Below are 17826 nucleotides of genomic sequence, written 5' to 3'. Positions count from 1 at the left end.
GCCTCAGCCCTCCGGCGCGAAGATCGCGTCGACCACCTGCTGCGCCCACTCGAGCAGCGGGACGTCCACGAGATCCTGACCCATGACCGGCTTGGTCTTGGGACGCGGGATGAGGACGCCGTTCAGGGCCGGCTTGACCTGGGCGCCCTTGTACATGCGGGTCAGGCGCATCTGGCGGGACTCCGGCAGGTCCGCGGCGGGGCCGAACTTCACGTTCTGCCCCAGCAGCATGACCTCGGTGACGCCCGCGGCCCGCGCCCGGTTGCGGAACCGGGCGACGGCGACGAGCGCCTCCACCGGCTCCGGCAGCGGGCCGTAGCGGTCCTTGAGCTCCTCCACCACGGCGTCCACGGCGGCGTCGTCCGCGGCCTGGGCGAGGTTGCGGTACATCTCGAGGCGCAGCCGCTCCCCCGGCACGTAGTCGTGCGGCAGGTGGGCGTTGACCGGCAGCTCCACCTTCACCTCGGCGGGCGCGGTGTCCTCCTCGCCCTTGAAGTCGGCCACGGCCTCGCCCACCATCCGCAGGTAGAGGTCGAAGCCCACGCCGGCGATGTGGCCGGACTGCTCCCCGCCGAGCAGGTTGCCGGCGCCGCGGATCTCGAGGTCCTTCATGGCCAGCTGCATGCCCGCGCCGAGCTCGTTGTGGGTGGCCACGGCCTTGAGCCGTTCGAGGGCCACCTCGCCGAGGGGCTTCTGCGGGTCGTACAGGAAGTACGCGTACGCCCGCTCGCGGCCACGGCCCACGCGGCCGCGCAGCTGGTGCAGCTGCGAGAGGCCGTAGCGGTGGGCGTCCTCCACGATCAGGGTGTTGGCGTTGGCGATGTCCAGGCCGGTCTCGATGATCGTGGTGGAGACGAGCACGTCGAACTTCCGCTCCCAGAAGTCCACCATGATCTGCTCGAGCCGGGCCTCGCTCATCTTGCCGTGGGCGACGGCGATCCGCGCCTCCGGCACGAGCTCGGCGATGCGCTTGGCCACCTTGTCGATGGTGGTGACGCGGTTGTGCACGTAGAACACCTGACCCTCGCGCATCAGCTCGCGGCGGATGGCCGCGGTGACCTGCTGGTCCGAGTACGGGCCCACCGAGGTGAGCACGGGGTGGCGCTCCTCCGGGGCGGTGGCCAGGGTGGAGGTCTCGCGGATGCCGGTGAGGGACATCTCGAGGGTGCGCGGGATGGGCGTGGCGGACATGGCGAGCACGTCCACGTTGGTGCGCATCTTCTTCAGCGCCTCCTTGTGCTCGACGCCGAAGCGCTGCTCCTCGTCCACGATCACCAGGCCCAGGTCCTTGAACTGCACCTGGTCGGAGAGCAGCCGGTGGGTGCCGATCACCACGTCCACCTCGCCGTGCGCGAGCCCCTCGACGACCTCCTTGGACTCCTTGGCGGTCTGGAACCGGGAGAGCGCGGCCACCTTCACGGGGAAGCCGGCGAACCGGTCGGAGAACGTCTGGTGGTGCTGGCGGGCGAGCAGCGTCGTCGGGACGAGGACGGCCACCTGCTTGCCGTCCTGCACCGCCTTGAACGCGGCGCGCACGGCCACCTCGGTCTTGCCGAAGCCGACGTCGCCGGAGACGAGCCGGTCCATGGGGACGGCCGCCTCCATGTCCTTCTTGACGTCCTCGATGGTGGTCAGCTGATCCGGCGTCTCGATGAACGGGAACGCCTCCTCCAGCTCGCCCTGCCACGGGGTGTCCGGGGCGAACGCGTGGCCGCGCGAGGCCATGCGGGCCGAGTACAGGCGGATGAGCTCGCCGGCGATCTCGCGGGTGGCGCGCTTGGCCTTGGACTTGGTCTGCGCCCAATCCGAGCCGCCCATCTTGGACAGCGACGGCGTCTCCCCGCCCACGTAGGTGGAGATCAGGTCGAGCTGGTCAGTGGGCACGAACAGCCGGTCGCCGGGGGCGCCGCGCTTCGAGGGCGCGTACTCCAGCACGAGGTACTCGCGGTAGGACTCCTCGGCGCCGGGGGCGGTGCGCGGGCCGCCGGTGACCTTGCGGCGCTGCAGCTCCACGAAGCGGGCGATGCCGTGCTGGGAGTGCACCACGTGGTCGCCGGGCTGCAGGGTCAGCGGGTCGACGGCGTTGCGCCGCTTCCGGGCCAGCCGCGCCCCGGGGGCGCGCGTGCCCGCGGTGCGGTGCCGGCCGAAGAGGTCGTGCTCCGTGATCAGCGCGATCTGCGCGTCCGGGATCGTGAAGCCGGAGCCGACGGGCGCTGTCGCGATGGAGACCCGCCCCGGGGCGAGGTCCGCGGGCAGGGGCCCGTCCACCACGGAGGCCGTGAGGCCGGCCTCCGCGTTGAGCTCGGCGAGACGGCGGGCGGAGCCGGGGCCGTCGGTGAGGACCACGGCATGCCACCCTTCCGCGAGCCGGACGCGGGTGTGCGCGACCATGGCCTCGATGTCGCCCGAGAAGGTCTGCGGGACGCCGAGGGTGGCGCGCAGGGTGGCGGCGTCGGGCAGCAGCTCATCGTCCGAGACCAGCGCGGTGACGGACCAGAACCCCTGGTCCTGCTCGAGCGCGGCCGCGCGGAGTTCGGCCACCGTGAGGAAGCCGCCCGCGGCGGACTGGTCCGCCCCGGCCACGTCCACCGGGGCGACCGCGCCCTGCGCGGCGCCGGCCCACGCGGCCTGGAGGAACTCCTCGTTGGTGGCCAGCAGGTCGTCGGCGCGGCCGCGCAGGCGCTCGGGCTCCACGAGGACGGTCAGCGACCCGGTGGGCAGCATGCGGGGCAGCGACGTCATGGCCTCGGCCAGCAGCGGGGAGAGGGACTCCATGCCCTCCACGGCCACGTCCTCGGCGATGCGGTCCAGCATGTCCGCGGCGGCGGGCATGGCCGGGATCAGCTCTTTGGCGCGCCGGCGCACGTGGTCCGTGATCAGCAGCTCGCGGCACGGGGGCGCGTACAGCTCGGAGGGGTGGCCCGAGCCGTCCTCCGTGGTGTCCTCGAGGGAGCGCTGGTCCGCCACGGAGAACCAGCGCATCTGCTCCACCTCGTCGCCGAAGAACTCGATGCGCACGGGGTAGTCCTCGGTGGGCGGGAACACGTCGATCAGCCCGCCGCGCACGGCGAACTCGCCGCGCCGGCTGACCATGTCCACGCGCGAGTAGGCGGCGTCCGCGAGCGCGGCCACCACGCCGTTGAAGTCCCGCTCCTCCCCCGTCCGCAGGGTCACGGGGCTCAGCTCGCCGAGCCCGGCCACGAGGGGCTGCAGCACGGCGCGCACGGGGGCGACGACGATGCGCAGCGGGCCCTCCGCGTGCTCCTCGGGGTGGGCGAGGCGGCGCAGCACGGCCAGGCGGGCGCCCACGGTGTCCGAGCGCGGGGACAGTCGCTCGTGGGGCAGCGTCTCCCAGGACGGGAACAGCGCGGCGGCACCGGCGGGGGCCCAGGCGGCGAGGTCGGTCACGAGGTCCTCGGCCTCGCGGGTGGTCGCGGTGACCACGAGGACGGCGGCGCGCTCGCCGTGGCCCTCGGCCAGCGCCTCGGCCAGGACGGTCAGCAGGGGCGCGCGGGCGCCGTCGGGCAGGCCGATCTCCAGTTCGACGCCCCGGGACTCGAGCGGCCGGGAGGCGGAGGCGGCGGCCGCCTCGAGCGCGCGTTCGGCGCGCAGGCGCGGCAGCAGCGGGGCCAGGACGGGGGTGGTCTCGGGGGCGCTCATGCGCGGACCTCCGGGGTGGCGGTGGAGCCGTCCGTGGCGGCGGGCAGTTCGGTGGTCATGATCTCCCGGATCTCTTCGAGGAAGGCGAGGACGTCGTCGGCGCCGCCCACCGGGCCGCCGGCGGTGAGCCGGTCCGTGCCGAGCAGCACCGCGGTGGGGAACGAGTGCAGGCCGAGGGCCTGCGAGGCGGCGCCGGCCGGGTCGGCGAGCACGAGCGACGCGTCGACGGCGCCGCTGTGGATCGCCCCCTCGGCGCCGGGGGCGTGCTGGGGCATGAGGACCCGCAGCCGGACCGGCCCGAGCGCGTCCTTGAACTCGTCCAGCCGCTCGATCACCCGCGCGCAGGAGCCGCACCCCGTGGACAGGCGCAGGGCCACCACGGCCCCGTCCGTGACCAGCCGGTGCAGACCGGTGTACTCGCCGTCCGCGACCACGACGGCGTCCGGGAACGGGTGGCGTTCGGGTTCGGCACCGTCGGCCGGGTCGACGGCGGCCTCAGCCTCGGGCGTCGCCGGGGCGGCGTCGGGCGCGGCCGGGACGGACTCGCGCCCGGCCAGGAACGCGGCGGTCGCGAGCAGCACGGACACGAACAGAGCCCACGCCCACGCCCCGGCGCCGAAGGCGGTGAGCGGCTGCCAGGCCAGGCCCGCGCCGTGCACCGCCAGCGAGACGATCCCCTCGGCCAGGGCCAGGACGGCGAGGGCCAGGAAGACGACGTTGCGGACCACGGTGGTGCGGGAGATCGGGGCGGCCGAGGCCTCGCCGAAGCAGCCGCACGAGACGCCGTCGTCCTGGGCCCGGACCACGAGCGCGAGGAAGGCGGCGAAGAGGGCCACGGCCACCAGGCCGACGACGGGACGCAGCAGGGTGAAGGGTTGCAGGAGGGCGGCGGCGAGCAGCAGCTCGAGCCAGGGGAACGCGCGCGCCAGGGCGGGGGCCGCGAACGGGCGGGGCACCCTGAGTCGGGTGAACGTGGCCTGCACGTCCTCGCCGGAACGGAGCTTCGCCGTCCCGCTCAGGAGCATGATGAGGGCCACGGCCCAGAGTGCCGACATGGCGGACACACCTTCCAGGGGGTTCACGAGGGGTCGCGCGGCCGGTCCCGGCACCGTGCACGGGACCCGGGTCGCGGAGGCCAGCATATAAGGTGAGGGATGGACGCCCATCGCCGTCGGCGAACCGGTGCCGGCCCTCTCACGGCCCACCGGGCGCGGCCCGACTTGACCCCGAGGAGACACCGTGGCCTTTTCCGCTCAGCAGTCCATCCCGCACCCGCCGGCGGCCGTGGCAGCCGCCCTGGCGTCCGAGGACTTCCACCGTTCCGTGGTCGAGTCCTTCGGCGGCTCCCTGGTCTCGTTCTCCGTCGAGGGCTCCCCGGAGGGCCCGATGACCGTCACCGCCGTGCGCTCCCTGCCCGCGGACCGCATCCCGGATCGTGTCCCGGACATGGCCCGCAAGCTCATCGGCTCCGCCCTCCAGGTGGAGCAGGTGGAGCGGTGGGACGCGCCCGCCGCGGACGGCTCCCGCGCCGGCACCACCACCATCACCGTGCCCTCCGCCAAGGCGACGGCGGACGGCGCCCTCCGCCTGACCGCCGCCGGTGAGGGCTCCCAGTTCTCCGTGGACGGCACCCTCGTCTGCCGGATCCCGCTGGTGGGCTCGAAGCTCGCGGCTAAGGCCGAGCCGATGGTCGGCAAGGTCGTCAATCGTCAGGCCCGGGCGCTGTCCTCGTGGCTCGAGCGTGACGGCGGAGCCGCGCGCGGTTGATCTCGTTCTCCCGTCGCCCGGTCCCGACGAGCCCGTCTCCGCCGGCCCGGCGGGGGCGTCGGGCGCTGCCGGCGCCGGACGCCGTGCTCATCGTGTGCACCGGCAACGTGTGCCGCTCGGCCTATGCGAGCCGGGCCCTGCAGGGACGGCTGGCGGCTCTGGTCCCCGGCCGGGTGGAGGTCGGCAGCGCCGGCTCCCAGCCGAACCAGGCCCTGACGGTGCCCCCGCCGCTCGTGCGGCTCGGCGCCGAGGCCGGTGTCGCCGGCCTCGCGGACCACCGGCCCGCCGCGCTGCAGCCGTTCATGGTTGCGGAGGCAGATCTCGTGTTGGCGGCGGCTCAGGAGCACATGCGCTTCGCGCTGCGGGAGGTGCCGCAGGCCGTCGCGCGGGTGTTCACCGTACTGGAGCTCGCAGCGCTGGTCCGCATCTTGGACGCGCGGGACGGACGGGACTGGATCCCCGCGGGCCGAGGAGTGCGTGCCTTCGCGGCGGAGGCGGCCCACCACCGGGCCCTCGCACGGTCGACCACCCAGCCCCTCGACGTCGTGGACCCGTTCCGCGGGCCGGTGGAGGGGTACGCGGAGATGATCCGGATCATGGATCCCGCGCTGGAGACCATCGCGGATGCCCTGGCCCGTGCCGTGACCCCGACCCCCTGAGCGTGGGGCTGCGTCTCCGTCGAGGACGTCCGCCCGGGGCGGGAGGCTCAGTGGAACGCCTGCTGGGCGGGCGCGAGCCCGTCCGTGACGATCTTCTCGACGGCGTCCGCCGCGCGGTCCACGTGCAGCGGCAGGGCGTCCTGCTCGGGCTTGGTGAAGGGGCGCAGCACGAAGTCGGCCACGTCCATGCGGCCCGGGGGTCGGCCGATGCCGACGCGCACGCGGGCGTAGTCCTTCGTGCCGAGCGAGGCGGTGATGGACTTCAGGCCGTTGTGGCCGCCCTCTCCCCCGCCGCGCTTGAGGCGCAGGGTGTCGAACGGGATGTCCAGCTCGTCGTGGACCACCACGAGGTCCTCGGGTCCGATCCCGTAGAAGGACGCCAGCGCGGAGACGGGGCGTCCGGAGACGTTCATGTAGCCGGTGGACTTCGCGAGCACGACGCGCGGCCCCCCGATGCCGAGGCGACCCGTGGCCACCACGGCGCCGGCCCGGTGGCGGGTGAACCCGACCCCCATGCGGGAGGCGAGCTCATCCGCCACCATCTGGCCGACGTTGTGACGGGTGCGCTCGTACTCGGGCCCGGGATTGCCGAGCCCGACGATGAGCGTGGTCCCCGTCGTCATGGCGTGATCAGTCCTCGGAGCCCTCGGACTCGCCCTCGGCGGACTCGGCGGCCTGCTCCTCCTGCACGGACTCGTCGCCGAGGTCCTGCTCGACGACCTCCGAGACGGTGGCGATGACGATGTCGTCCTCGAGCTGCAGGGTGGTGCCGGCGGGGACCTGCACGTCCGGGGCGTACACGTGGTCGCCGGCCTCGCGGCCCTCGACGGAGATGGTGACGGCCTCGGGCAGGTCGGTGGCGTCGGCCTCGACCGGCACGGTGACGTAGTCCAGCACGTAGTCGTTGCCGGGGGCGACCTCGCCCTCGACATGCACGGTGACCTCGACGATGACCTTCTCGCCGCGACGGACCTCGATGAGGTCCAGGTGGTCCACGGTGTCCTTGATGGCGTGGCGCTGGATGTCCTTGGGCAGGACCAGGTGCTCCTCGCCGGCCTCGTTCACGACGGTGAGCAGGGCGTTGGGGTTGCGGACGGCCAGGGTGGTCTCCTGGGCCGGCAGCAGCAGGTGCACGGGATCCTGGCCGTGGCCGTAGACGACGGCGGGGATCAGGCCGGCGCGGCGGGCCTGGCGGGCGGCACCCTTGCCGAAGTCGGTGCGGCGGGTGACCTTGATCTTGAGCTGGTCAGACATGATGCGTCCTCCTGTGGGGGTCTCGGCCGCGCAGCCGGGGGCGGCGCGGGATGCGGCCAGGAGGGGGCTTCAGTGCCGCGGCGGGTCAGTGTGCTGACGCGCGGCGGCGGCCTCGTCGATCACGGAGCGCGCGCTCCCTCGCCTGGGCAACCTGGACAGGATAGCACCGGTGATGCTCGTCGCGCTCAGCGGCCCGCTCGTCGGGACCGCTCCACGATGCGGTCCAGCTTGCGGCGGTGAGCCCGTTCACCCGCGGACGCGCCGTGGGATTCGTCGTCCTCCTGGGCGCTCAGCAGCAGGCCGCAGCCGAGGACGACGGCGCCGAAGATCGTGATGAACACCTCACCCAGCTGGAGGGAGGTCACCAGGATGATGAGCGCGGCGGCCTCGACAGCCACGCGGGACGGCGATCGGTGCGTCCGGGCGAAGGGCCGCAGGCACAGCCACAGGTAGGCGCCCACCACCACGATCAGGAACGGCCAGCCGCCCTCCACCAGCAGCCCCAGATAGGAGTTGTGGAAGAACATGGTCACGTTGTCCAGATCGACGACGGCGGTGGAGAGCCCCTGGCCGAAGAACGAGGTGTCGGCCACCTTCTCCGCGGACGCCTGCTGGATCTCGGCCCGGAACCAGTCCGTGCCGGTGCGGTCTCCGAAGATGCCGAGGTCGGCCAGGTTCTCCTCGGCCCAGCTGACGAACCAGCCCATGACGACCGCGAGTGCGATACGGAGGACCCGCCCCAGGTAGGGGCTCACGAGGATCCACACGACGGCGCAGAGCAGACCGGCCATCGAGGTCCGCGAGCCGGTGAGGAACGTCAGGGCGGAGCCGGCGCCCAGCACGAGGAGCTTGGGGCCCATGCGCTGCATGGTGGCCACGAGCAGCACGGGCAGGAGCGCGTAGAAGAGGCCGGAGACGTTCTTGTCCCCCAGGAACCCGGTGAGGTAGCCGCCGTAGGTGTCCGGGGCCAGGCCCGCGTAGAAGAGGGGCACGTTGATCAGTGCGCCGGCCGTCATCCCGTAGAGGACGCCCTTGATGTCGATCCTCTCGCTGGCGATGGCGTAGATCAGCAGGATCAGGAGCGTGATCCTCGTGGCGCGACGCGTGGGGTCGAGGTCGTTGTGCACGGTCACCGCGACGAGATACGCCACCAGGGCCAGTGCGACGAGGGCCAGCACGCCGTAGTGGGAGAGGTCCCGGCGGGGCTGCCGGAATGAGGCGAGGAGCAGCAGAAGGATGGCGGAGAACTCCGCGAACGGGATCGGCAGGCCGGGAGCGGTGAACGCATCCATCACCAGGCCGATGGCCAGCACGGCCTCGAACAGCCGCGGTGAGGCCGGCGTGACCAAGGGGTTCCACGGGGAGCGGGTCCACGCGGCCTGACCGTCCGGGACGAGGCCGAGTGAGGCGTGACGCCTGGCAGGCCGGGCCTCGGGTGGCGCGACGGCCCCCATGGCGCGGGCAGCCGTCCGGTCACGGGGCGTGCTCGGGCGCATGGTGCGGAACCTTTCGTGGACGCCGGGCAATACTCGGCTCAGCGTAGCGCGGTGGCGGGCCTCGTCCTCGGGGCCTCAGAGCGCACGGTAGGTGTTGGTACCGTGGACCTGTGCGTTTCCTGGCCACAACGGCCCGCGCATCCCCGTCCATGACCCCCGAGGTGCTCCGTGACGATCGTCGACTTCTTCCGCCTCCTGCGCGCCAACCTCCTGCTGCTCCTGGCAGCAGCCCTTGTGGGGGGTCTGTTGGGTTGGGGCTACTCCGCACTGCAGCCCCGGATCTACGCATCCGAATCTCAGGGGTTCCTCGCCGCCCGGGCTGCAGATCAGAGCCTCATCACCAGCAACCTGCCCGCCGAGAGCCGGGCTCAGGCCTACGTCGCCCTGATCAACAGCGAGGCCGTGCGTGAACGCGTGGCACAGGACACGGGGCAGGACGGCGACGGCTCGCTCTCCGCGGTGCTCGTCCCCGAGTCCAGCATGATCAAGGTGACCGCCACCTCGACCGATCCCGAGACCGCCGCGCAGCTGGCGAACAGCGCCCTGCAGGCGACGGCGGACGTGGCGGCGGACGTGGACAAGAACAGCCCGTTGGAGGTCGTGCCGCTGTCCGATGCCCGCGTGCCCTCTGCCCCCGTGAGCCCTGACACCCGGCGCAACGTCCTCTTGGGCGCGGTGGCCGGACTGGGTGCGGGACTCGCCATCGCCGTGCTCCGTCGTCTCCTGGACGTGAAGGTGCGCAGCCGCGCCGACGTGAAGGAGATCACCGGCGCCGGCGTCATCGGGGCCGTCCCGGAGAACGCGTCCCTGACCCGCACGGGCGAGGAGGCCGTGGACCTCGACCCCCGGGCCGGCGAGGCCATCCGGGCGCTGCGCACCAATCTCAAGTTCGTCTCCGTCGACGAGCCGCCCCGCGTCGTCTCGTTCACGAGCGCGGACCCCTCCGAGGGCAAGTCGACCGTCGCATCGAACCTGGCCCGCGCCCTGGCCCTGGCCGGCGAACGGGTGCTCGTGGTGGACGCCGACCTGCGGCGGCCCCGGCAGCACGACCTCTTCCAGGTGGCGGGCGACGTGGGCCTGTCCGAGGTGCTGGCCGGTGAGGTGCAGCCGGACGACGCCCTCGCGGCGACCGGCATCCCGAACCTCACGCTGCTTCCCGCCGGCCGGACGCCCCCGAACCCGTCGGAGCTGCTGGGCTCGAAGCGCATGCGGGCCCTGCTGAAGCTGGCATCGGAGGACTTCTTCGTCATCGTCGACTCCCCTCCCCTGCTGCCCGTCACGGACGGCTCCCTCCTGGCCACGGCCGTGGACGGGACTGTGCTCGTGGTGCGTCAGGGGCGGACCCGCAAGGACCACCTGGAGGCGGCTGTGGAGAATCTCGCCGCGGTGGACGCGCATCTGCTGGGCGTGGTCATGAACGGCGTCGCGCGCTCCCAGCGCGGCGGCGGCTACTCCTACGGCTACGAGAGCACGTACCACAAGTCCCATGACAAGTACCTGCAGGGAACCGGCAAGGGCGGAAAGACGTCCCGTCGGGCCGCACGCGCGAAGAGGGGCTGACGCCAGTCCCCACTACGCCTGTGCGCGCCGACGAGTGCCAGCGGCCACCTCGTTGATCACGGAGCGTGCGCTTCCTCGCCTGGGCAACCCGGACAGGACAGCACCCACGCGACGGGGGCGGGGCCGAGATGCTCGGCATCTCGGCCCCGCCCCATGCATGTGTGAGTGAGCCGGTTCAGCTGCTCAGCTGCTGCAGATTCGCCGTGGCTTCGGCGTCCGGCGTGACCGCCATGCGCCCCTGAGCGCCGGGAACGTAGGGTCCGCTCGGCCCGTTGCGGCGTTCGAAGCTGAGTGTCATCGGCTGCTGCGGCCCGGTGGGCCCGTCCGGGTCCACGACGATCTCCCGGTACGTCCAGTAGTCCAGGGGCAGGCAACGGAAATTCTCCGACATGGAGAACTCGGCGGCCTTCACATGGAAGGTCTCGAGGTAGAGCCGCCCGTCACTCTTGACGTTGGCCGGATTGATGGTGCCGGTGTACGTCCAGGTATAGGGGGTGTACTCGAAACCGTCGGCCTTGGTCTGCGGCCTACCCGTCTCAGGACGCCCCCACTTCGCGGAATGCCCCGTGGCCGTCTGCCAGGTGATCGGGTTCTGCTTCACGTGGTTGCCGCGCACCCAGTAGACGAGCTTGGCGTTGCTGTAGCTGGCGTCCTTGGAGACGTCGTAGAGGTAGAGCCCGAAGGGCGCACCGTCGGGAGTGGTGCCCGGGTTGGAGGGCGCCGAGTTCACCTCGAGAGAATAGCGGCAACCGCCATGATTAGTCGGCGAGTTCAGCACCCAGCCGTTGATGCCGGGATCCTTGCGCAGCGAAGCGGCGAAGGACGGTGCCGCCGAGACCATGGCGACGGCGGGGACGGACCAGGCCAGACCGGTGGCGACGGCGCGCCGGCCCGGGCCTGACGCGGGGGTGGAAGCGGAGCGAGCAGTCATGAGGGGCCTTTCGGGGAGACAACGCGTGCCTGATTCAGGAGGACTACGTGTGCCTGATGTATTTCCGCTGTGCAGACACGTCCAGGGCAAGAGTATCAGCGTGTGCCACCCGCCGTTTCTGACAGGTACGTCCGCAGGCGTTCGCGCTGATCCGGGGCGGTGGAGCCGACGGCGGCCAGGGGCCCGAGGTCGAGGGCGCTGTTCGTCGGCCGCGGGGCCACGCCCTCCTTGCCGGCCAGGTACGCGGCGGTGGTCGTGGCGGACACGCGCGCGGCGTCGTGGCCGGTGTCCTCGAAGACCCACCGGGCGACGTCGTGCCAGGTGACCACGTCACCGCTGTTGGTCATGTGGAACGTGCCCATGGGCGCGTCCGTGGTGACCAGATGCAGCAGGGCGTCGGCGAGGTCGTCGGCGAAGGTGAGGCGGCCGTGCTGGTCGGCGACGACGGCCGGGTCGATCCCGCGCTCGGCGAGGGAGGCCATGGTGGCCACGAAGTTCTTCCCCTCCCCGATCACCCAGGAGGTGCGGACGATCCAGTGCCGCGGCACGGTGCGCACCGCGGCCTCGCCGGCGGCCTTCGACTGGCCGTAGACGCCCAGCGGAGCGAGCGGGTGGTCCACCGGGTGCTCCTGCCCCACGGGGAGGGTGCCGTCGAACACGTAGTCCGTGGAGACGTGGGCCAGGGGGACGCCGGCCTCGGTGCAGCGGCGGGCGAGCTCGGCGACGGCGGTCGCGTTGACGTCCCACGCCTGGGCCCTCCCCTCGGGCGTCTCGGCGGCGTCCACCGCGGTCATGGCGGACGCGTTGACCACGGCGCGCAGGCCGCGGAAGTGCTCCCGCGGCCAGGACGCCGGGTCGGTCATGTCCCACGTGTCCCGGCCGTGGGCCTCGACCGGGATCCCCGCGGCCTCGGCGCGGGCCACGAGGGCGCGGCCGAGCTGGCCGCCGGCGCCGAGCACGAGGATCGGGGCGGGCGGCATGGGGGTGACGTCCGCGAGCATCGGGTGGGCGCGGTCCTTGTCCGAGAGCTCGGCGTCCTCGAGCGGGATGGGCCAGGCGATGGCCGCCGTCGGGTCCGCGAGGTTGAGGAACGTGTACTGGCCCTGCGCGTCGGCGGACCAGTGGTCGTTCACCAGGTACGTGTAGGCGGTGTCCGGCTCGAGCGTCTGGTAGGAGTTGCCCACCCCGCGCGGCACGAAGACGGCCTTCTCCGGGCCGAGCTCCACGGTGGCGACGGCGCCGAAGGACGGCCCCTCGCGCAGGTCCACCCAGGCGCCGAAGATCCGGCCGTGGGCGACGGCCACGTACTTGTCCCACGGTTCGGCGTGGATGCCGCGGGTGGTGCCGACGGCGTCGTTGAAGGAGATGTTGTTCTGCACCGGGGCGAGCGAGGCCAGGCGGGGGTACTCGGCGGCGAGGGCGCGGATCTTCTCCCGCTGCCAGTTCTCCTTGAACCAGCCGCGGTTGTCCCCGTGGACGTCGAGGTCGAGGACGAGCAGGCCGGGGATGGCGGTCTCGGTGATGCGCATCAGCGGTGCCCCCTCACTGGCCCTGGGCGCGGTAGGTGGCCTCGACGGCGGCCTTGGCCGGGCGCCACCAGGCCTCGTTCTCGCGGTACCAGCGGACCGTGTCCGCCAGACCGGCGCGGATGTCCGTGAACTGCGGCTCCCAGCCGAGCTCGGTGCGCAGGGCGGTGTTGTCGATCGCGTAGCGCAGGTCGTGGCCCGGGCGGTCGGCGACGAGGTCGTAGTCGTCCGCGGGGCGGTCGAAGAGCTCGAGGAGGATCTCCACGATCTCCCTGTTGTTCCTCTCGCCGTCCGAACCGATCAGGTACGTGCGGCCGATCTCGCCGCGTTCGAGGATGCGCAGCACGGCCGAGGAGTGGTCCTCCGTGTGGATCCAGTCCCGGACGTTGACGCCCTGGCCGTAGAGGCGGGGGCGGACGCCGTCGATCAGGTTGGTGATCTGGCGCGGGATGAACTTCTCGATGTGCTGGTACGGGCCGTAGTTGTTGGAGCAGTTGCTCAGCGTGGCCTGCACGCCGAAGGAGCGCACCCACGCGCGGACCAGGTGGTCCGAGCCGGCCTTCGAGGCCGAGTAGGGGCTGGAGGGGTTGTACGGGGTGGCCTCGGTGAACTTCGCCGGATCGTCCAGCTCGAGGTCGCCGTAGACCTCGTCCGTGGAGACGTGGTGGAAGCGCTTGCCGTGCTTGCGGGCCGCTTCGAGGAGGACGAAGGTTCCGACGATGTTCGTCTGGATGAACGGGGAGGGATCGTTCAGCGAATTGTCATTGTGCGACTCCGCCGCGTAGTGCACGACGGCGTCCGACTCGGCGACCAGGCGGTCCACCAGGGCCGCGTCGCAGATGTCCCCGACCTCGAGGCGGACGCGGCCCTCGGGCAGGCCGGCGAGGTTCTCCCGGTTGCCGGCGTAGGTCAGCTTGTCCAGGACGACGACGTCGTGCCCGGTCTCGCGGACGACGTGGTGGACGAAGTTCGAGCCGATGAACCCGGCGCCGCCGGTGACGAGGAGGTGCATGGGGCCACACTATCGAGGCGGTGCCCAAACGGGGCGCGGTCCCGCCAAGATCCCTGTGGGCCTTCTACACGGCTACCGTTTCATACGATGAAAGCTCCGCACTCAAGCTCACCCGCTAAACACGCCCCGGGGCGGACGGCAGTGATGATCTCCCCGATTGTCCCTTCCGAGACCGCTCACGAGTCCGCTGGTGAGCAGCTCGCCGCCGCCATGCTCTCCGTCCTTTCGTCCACTGCGTGCACCACGGTGGTCTCAACCATCACAGCAGCGAATACCAGGTCGTTGGAACGAGGCACGTCCGTCGAACACGTACTTCTCCCGGTTGCGAACGCGCCGCAAAGGAATCGTGTTCTGCGCGCGCTAACGGTAGAACCACCAGCTCACCCCGTTGCCCTCAATGCCCATCGTTCACTGCTGGCGTCAGCAGACATCTTCGACCTCCAATGGCAGGAATCGGGGGCCCTCATCCCTTACCTTCGGTCAGTAAATCCGAGGGCCCAGATTGTCGTCACGTTGCATGACGTTCTCTCTCAGAGATTCGCAAGGGAGAGAGCAAAAGCTCCGACCTCTAAAAAGAAACTTCTAGCTCGGGCGCGCTGGGGGGCGGCAAAGTGGCTTGAACGCAAGATCGCCCGTCAGGCAGATGACGTGCTCGTGTTGAGCGAGAAAGACGGGGCCCTTCTGCCTACATGGCGCAGCGGTGCACGGCTCCATGTTCTTCGACCGCCGATTCACGGTGCTCTCCGTGAACAACGAGTTGAGGATACGGTCGGCTCTCCCAAACTCCTTTTTGTGGGATATATGCGACGTGAAGAGAACATCGACGCACTTTTGTGGTTCAGTTCGGAGGTCCTTCCCGCCATCCGTGAGCGTTTCCCCGACGTGCGCGTGGTTGTTGCCGGGGGTGGAACGCCCCGGGACATCGGCATCCGTCTCAGCCAGGCGGGCATCGACGTCCTGGGATACGTCCAGGACTTAGAACCTCTCTATACGGACTGCACAGCAGTCATCGCTCCGCTTCGCCTCGGAGCCGGGGTCAAATTCAAGGTGGTGGAGGCCCTTACCCGAGGCATTCCTGTGATCACCACGTCGGTGGGCGCTGAGGGGATACCGCCTTCGCCCGCCATGCTCGTCGGCGACGACGCGTCCTCTTTCGGAGGTCAAGTGACGGCGGTCCTCGATCGCACCGAGGAGTTCGATTCGCTGGCCCGGGCTCATGCGGAAACTGCAACCAGAGACTTCGGGCTGGATGATTTCCGGAAGCGTCTTCAACTTGTGTACTCCCAGGGGCCCCTACACCGCGGGTCGCGACACTTCCATTGACGATCGGAGCTTAGGATCGCCAGTGACTGAGGAGATGCTGATATGAACTCATCTAACGACGCCGTGAGTGTCGTGATCCCCTGCTTCAATGTGGCTGGCGTTCTACAACGGCAACTGGACGCGCTAGTACCACAGCTGCGTGGGGATGACGAAGTCCTCCTAGTTGACAACCGCTCTACCGACTCCACCCCAGAACTCATCCGCACTCTCACCCAGAACCGCCCACGCATCCGAGGCGTGGAGGCACTTGAACGCCGTGGGGCAAACCACGCCCGCAACGTCGGAGTGCTCGCGGCCCGCCACTGTCGCGTCCTCCTATGCGATGCTGACGATGAGGTACTTCCCGGATGGGTCCAGGCGTTCCGCCGAGCCCTCGACGACAAGGCCGTGGTGGGCGGCGCCGCCATACCAGTGGATGCAGCTGGGCATCAGGTCGGCGAGCAACGAGCACTTATGCGGATCTTCGATGACAGACCATATGCTCTCAGTGGTTGTGTGGCGTTCCGGCGGGACCACTTCTTACGAATCGGCGGTTTCGACGAGTCTTTTGCTGGTGGGCATGACGAGGCCGACTTTGGCTGGCGGTCGGCTGCTGCCGGGGTCCCGGTTGGCCAGGCCCTCGATGCCCGCATCCTTTATGTGCAGCGAGAAACACCGAGGCTCTCATATCGGCAGTATCGAGCTTACGGTCGCACAGCCATCCAACTCTGGGCGAGGCATCAAGACTCAATGCGCCCCGGCTCTATCAGCTTTAAGGGCGCCCTGCGGAGTCTCGGCCGAAAAATCCCCGCTGGCCTTAAGGTCGCTCTCCGTCGAGCCGATCGCACCCAAGCCGAGGCTTGGGGATGGGCAGTCGGGACCGTCGAGGGTCACTTACGATACCGCTTCTTCGGGTCACCGCCAGACCCGATTCTCCTCGTCCAGACTGTCCCCGATTCGACACCGAAATGACTCATGAGAGGGCTGACGCATGAAGGGCATCATCCTCGCCGGCGGCACCGGCTCCCGACTGCACCCCATCACCCACGGCATCTCGAAGCAGCTCGTGCCGGTGTATGACAAGCCGATGATCTACTACCCGCTCTCCACGCTGATCTTAGCGGGGATCAGCGACATCCTGGTGATCACCACCCCGCACGACGCGCAGCAGTTCCAGCGGCTCCTGGGCGACGGTTCCCAGTTCGGAATCTCGCTGGGCTACGTCCAGCAGCCCTCCCCGGACGGCCTCGCACAGGCCTTCCTCCTGGGCGAGAAACACATCGGGGGCGACCACGTGGCGCTCGTCCTGGGGGACAACATCTTCTACGGCCCCGGCATGGGCCAGCAGCTACGCCGACACACCCAGGTCGACGGAGCCACCGTGTTCGGCTACTGGGTGGCGGACCCCAGCGCCTACGGCGTGGTGGAGTTCGACGACGCCGGCAAGGCCATCTCACTTGAGGAAAAGCCTAAAGAGCCCAAGAGCAACTATGCGGTGCCAGGCCTCTACTTCTACGACAACGACGTCGTCGAGATCGCGAAGGGCCTCAAGCCGTCGGCGCGCGGCGAACTCGAGATCACCGATGTGAACCGCACCTATCTGGAACGCGGCACCCTGAACGTAGAGGTCCTCCCCCGCGGCACCGCATGGCTGGACACCGGCACCTTCCACGACCTGAACGACGCGTCCAACTTCATCCGCACCGTCGAGTCCCGTCAGGGCCTCAAGGTCGGCTCCCCCGAGGAGGTCGCGTGGCGGCAGGGACTGTTGTCCGACGCCGAACTCCGCGAACGCGCCCAGCCGCTCGTGAAGTCGGGCTACGGCGCGTACCTGATCGACTTGCTCCGCGCTGGTCAGCACTGACCTCGGGACGGGCAAGTAGCAGCACCTTACTGGTAGTTCTCGAACTCTAGGAGTAATCGATCATCGACGCGGATATGGTCGAGGTACTTGAGCTGAAGAGGGTGGAGGACCTTCCCCAGAAGGTCTGTCCAGGACACCGGGTAACCGACCACTTCTCCTCGGATGCCTCCCGGATATTCCACCGCCTGGGGTTCGAAATAATCCAGGCGCCGTTCAACCTCCGCTAGCCACTCCGCAGTTAGGGGAGTGTGGGACCGCACGAGGAACGCGCCCATTCCCACCAAGCTGCGGTGGTGAAGGGCCAGGTCCAGCCCGAGCCGTCCCGGGAGACGCGTCACTGCGGCGGACGACAACTCACGGAACCCAGTGATCCATGTCGACCGGTCCAATTGCATGGCGTCCAATGCCGGAACCCAGGAATGGAGTGGCGCTTTGAGATCGCAATACCCACCACCATGATGGTGCATGAGGTACGCCCGCAGATAATCAGATCGATGCACCAGCGAGAGATGTTCATACGCGGCGTGTAGCGGGTGGCCGTCCACGATCCATCGGTGGATTGTTTGAGGTGTCACCAGCTCCACGGGTAGTCCGATAACGCTGCGAAGCCTTTCAAAGTTGCGTATCCGGTTGGGCGTCATCGGGTTCTCTCCGGCCCAGATCACGAACACGCGGGACGGCAACTCTGAGGGGCCGCCCGGCTCGATCGCAGCCCGGTTCAAGAAGGATCGCCGGTAGCGGCTTCGGTCAAAGTCATACGATCGAGCGCGCGGGGTAACAGTCGCCATTCGAACA

General features: G+C 70.0%; 15 protein-coding genes. 6 read left to right on the top strand and 9 right to left on the bottom strand.

All coding sequences use genetic code 11. The features are described from left to right. Positions 1-3: 3 nt before the first annotated feature. A complete protein-coding gene (mfd, locus tag AC3RJ9_RS02595; protein ID WP_489727699.1) occupies positions 4-3660 on the bottom strand; it encodes a transcription-repair coupling factor in 3657 nt (1218 codons plus the stop codon). Beyond that, a complete protein-coding gene (locus AC3RJ9_RS02590; RefSeq protein ID WP_489727698.1) occupies positions 3657-4715 on the bottom strand; it encodes a MauE/DoxX family redox-associated membrane protein in 1059 nt (352 codons plus the stop codon). The genes mfd and AC3RJ9_RS02590 overlap by 4 nt, the downstream gene beginning before the upstream one ends. A gap of 184 nt (positions 4716-4899) precedes the next feature. On the opposite strand from AC3RJ9_RS02590, the gene AC3RJ9_RS02585 reads away from it, so the two are divergent. Together AC3RJ9_RS02585 and AC3RJ9_RS02580 are read left to right on the top strand one after the other, a co-directional pair. Continuing rightward, on the top strand, positions 4900-5427 hold the full coding sequence (locus tag AC3RJ9_RS02585; protein WP_078025720.1) for a DUF2505 domain-containing protein: 528 nt from the start codon (positions 4900-4902) through the stop codon (positions 5425-5427). 83 nt (positions 5428-5510) lie between these two features. Beyond that, positions 5511-6086 (top strand): arsenate-mycothiol transferase ArsC, encoded by a 576-nt coding sequence (locus AC3RJ9_RS02580; RefSeq protein ID WP_489727697.1) that lies wholly within the window; start codon positions 5511-5513, stop codon positions 6084-6086. A 47-nt stretch (positions 6087-6133) separates the two neighbouring features. Here the strand turns inward: AC3RJ9_RS02580 and pth are convergent, their stop codons facing one another. The 3 genes from pth to AC3RJ9_RS02565 all read right to left on the bottom strand — a co-directional run bounded on the left by pth (position 6134) and on the right by AC3RJ9_RS02565 (position 8836). Next, complete coding sequence (gene pth, locus AC3RJ9_RS02575) at positions 6134-6709, bottom strand: aminoacyl-tRNA hydrolase (protein WP_036340560.1); 576 nt, start codon at positions 6707-6709, stop codon at positions 6134-6136. Positions 6710-6716: 7 nt separating this feature from the next. Beyond that, the gene (locus tag AC3RJ9_RS02570) at positions 6717-7340 is read right to left on the bottom strand and encodes a 50S ribosomal protein L25/general stress protein Ctc (protein ID WP_270618011.1); all 624 of its coding nucleotides are present in this window, start codon (positions 7338-7340) and stop codon (positions 6717-6719) included. A 185-nt stretch (positions 7341-7525) separates the two neighbouring features. Beyond that, positions 7526-8836, bottom strand: a complete 1311-nt coding sequence (locus AC3RJ9_RS02565) for an O-antigen ligase family protein (RefSeq protein WP_230277898.1) — start codon at positions 8834-8836, stop codon at positions 7526-7528. 168 nt (positions 8837-9004) lie between these two features. Between AC3RJ9_RS02565 and AC3RJ9_RS02560 the strand changes: the two genes are divergently transcribed. After that, positions 9005-10396 carry a tyrosine-protein kinase domain-containing protein gene (locus tag AC3RJ9_RS02560; protein ID WP_489727696.1) on the top strand — a complete coding sequence of 464 codons (1392 nt, stop codon included), beginning with the start codon at positions 9005-9007 and terminating at the stop codon, positions 10394-10396. Between the two features lie 175 nt (positions 10397-10571). Here AC3RJ9_RS02560 and AC3RJ9_RS02555 read toward each other — a convergent pair whose 3' ends face one another. From AC3RJ9_RS02555 to rfbB, 3 genes are all read right to left on the bottom strand, one after another. Beyond that, the gene (locus AC3RJ9_RS02555) at positions 10572-11327 is read right to left on the bottom strand and encodes a hypothetical protein (protein ID WP_442927441.1); all 756 of its coding nucleotides are present in this window, start codon (positions 11325-11327) and stop codon (positions 10572-10574) included. 95 nt (positions 11328-11422) lie between these two features. Continuing rightward, a complete protein-coding gene (locus AC3RJ9_RS02550; protein WP_489727695.1) occupies positions 11423-12856 on the bottom strand; it encodes a sugar nucleotide-binding protein in 1434 nt (477 codons plus the stop codon). Positions 12857-12869: 13 nt separating this feature from the next. After that, entirely contained in the window at positions 12870-13865 is a 996-nt protein-coding gene (gene rfbB / locus AC3RJ9_RS02545; protein ID WP_489727694.1) for a dTDP-glucose 4,6-dehydratase, read from the bottom strand. A gap of 648 nt (positions 13866-14513) precedes the next feature. On the opposite strand from rfbB, the gene AC3RJ9_RS02540 reads away from it, so the two are divergent. Genes AC3RJ9_RS02540 through rfbA form a run of 3 tightly spaced genes read left to right on the top strand, consistent with a single transcriptional unit; the run spans position 14514 to position 17031 of the window. Beyond that, positions 14514-15188, top strand: coding sequence for a glycosyltransferase family 4 protein (locus tag AC3RJ9_RS02540; protein ID WP_489727693.1), 675 nt, complete (start codon positions 14514-14516; stop codon positions 15186-15188). Positions 15189-15230: 42 nt separating this feature from the next. Continuing rightward, the gene (locus AC3RJ9_RS02535; RefSeq protein WP_489727692.1) at positions 15231-16139 is read left to right on the top strand and encodes a glycosyltransferase family 2 protein; all 909 of its coding nucleotides are present in this window, start codon (positions 15231-15233) and stop codon (positions 16137-16139) included. A 19-nt stretch (positions 16140-16158) separates the two neighbouring features. Continuing rightward, a complete protein-coding gene (rfbA, locus tag AC3RJ9_RS02530) occupies positions 16159-17031 on the top strand; it encodes a glucose-1-phosphate thymidylyltransferase RfbA (RefSeq protein WP_489727691.1) in 873 nt (290 codons plus the stop codon). Between the two features lie 26 nt (positions 17032-17057). Here rfbA and AC3RJ9_RS02525 read toward each other — a convergent pair whose 3' ends face one another. Further along, a complete protein-coding gene (locus tag AC3RJ9_RS02525; RefSeq protein WP_489727690.1) occupies positions 17058-17702 on the bottom strand; it encodes a glycosyltransferase family 32 protein in 645 nt (214 codons plus the stop codon). Between the last annotated feature and the right edge of the window lie 124 nt (positions 17703-17826).

This window comes from Micrococcus sp. 63XJN7_6_ISO-PGPR-S23-444, assembly GCF_058072765.1.
Note: the sequence above shows the minus strand (reverse complement) of the source record. Positions and strands in the feature narration are given on the sequence as shown.

Coding starts and splice junctions, on each gene's coding strand:
- mfd (WP_489727699.1), bottom strand. CDS start 3,660: ATGAGCGCCCCCGAGACCACCCCCGTCCTGGCCCCGCTGCTGCCGCGC.
- AC3RJ9_RS02590 (WP_489727698.1), bottom strand. CDS start 4,715: ATGTCGGCACTCTGGGCCGTGGCCCTCATCATGCTCCTGAGCGGGACG.
- pth (WP_036340560.1), bottom strand. CDS start 6,709: ATGACGACGGGGACCACGCTCATCGTCGGGCTCGGCAATCCCGGGCCC.
- AC3RJ9_RS02570 (WP_270618011.1), bottom strand. CDS start 7,340: ATGTCTGACCAGCTCAAGATCAAGGTCACCCGCCGCACCGACTTCGGC.
- AC3RJ9_RS02565 (WP_230277898.1), bottom strand. CDS start 8,836: ATGCGCCCGAGCACGCCCCGTGACCGGACGGCTGCCCGCGCCATGGGG.
- AC3RJ9_RS02555 (WP_442927441.1), bottom strand. CDS start 11,327: ATGACTGCTCGCTCCGCTTCCACCCCCGCGTCAGGCCCGGGCCGGCGC.
- AC3RJ9_RS02550 (WP_489727695.1), bottom strand. CDS start 12,856: ATGCGCATCACCGAGACCGCCATCCCCGGCCTGCTCGTCCTCGACCTC.
- rfbB (WP_489727694.1), bottom strand. CDS start 13,865: ATGCACCTCCTCGTCACCGGCGGCGCCGGGTTCATCGGCTCGAACTTC.
- AC3RJ9_RS02535 (WP_489727692.1), top strand. CDS start 15,231: ATGAACTCATCTAACGACGCCGTGAGTGTCGTGATCCCCTGCTTCAAT.
- rfbA (WP_489727691.1), top strand. CDS start 16,159: ATGAAGGGCATCATCCTCGCCGGCGGCACCGGCTCCCGACTGCACCCC.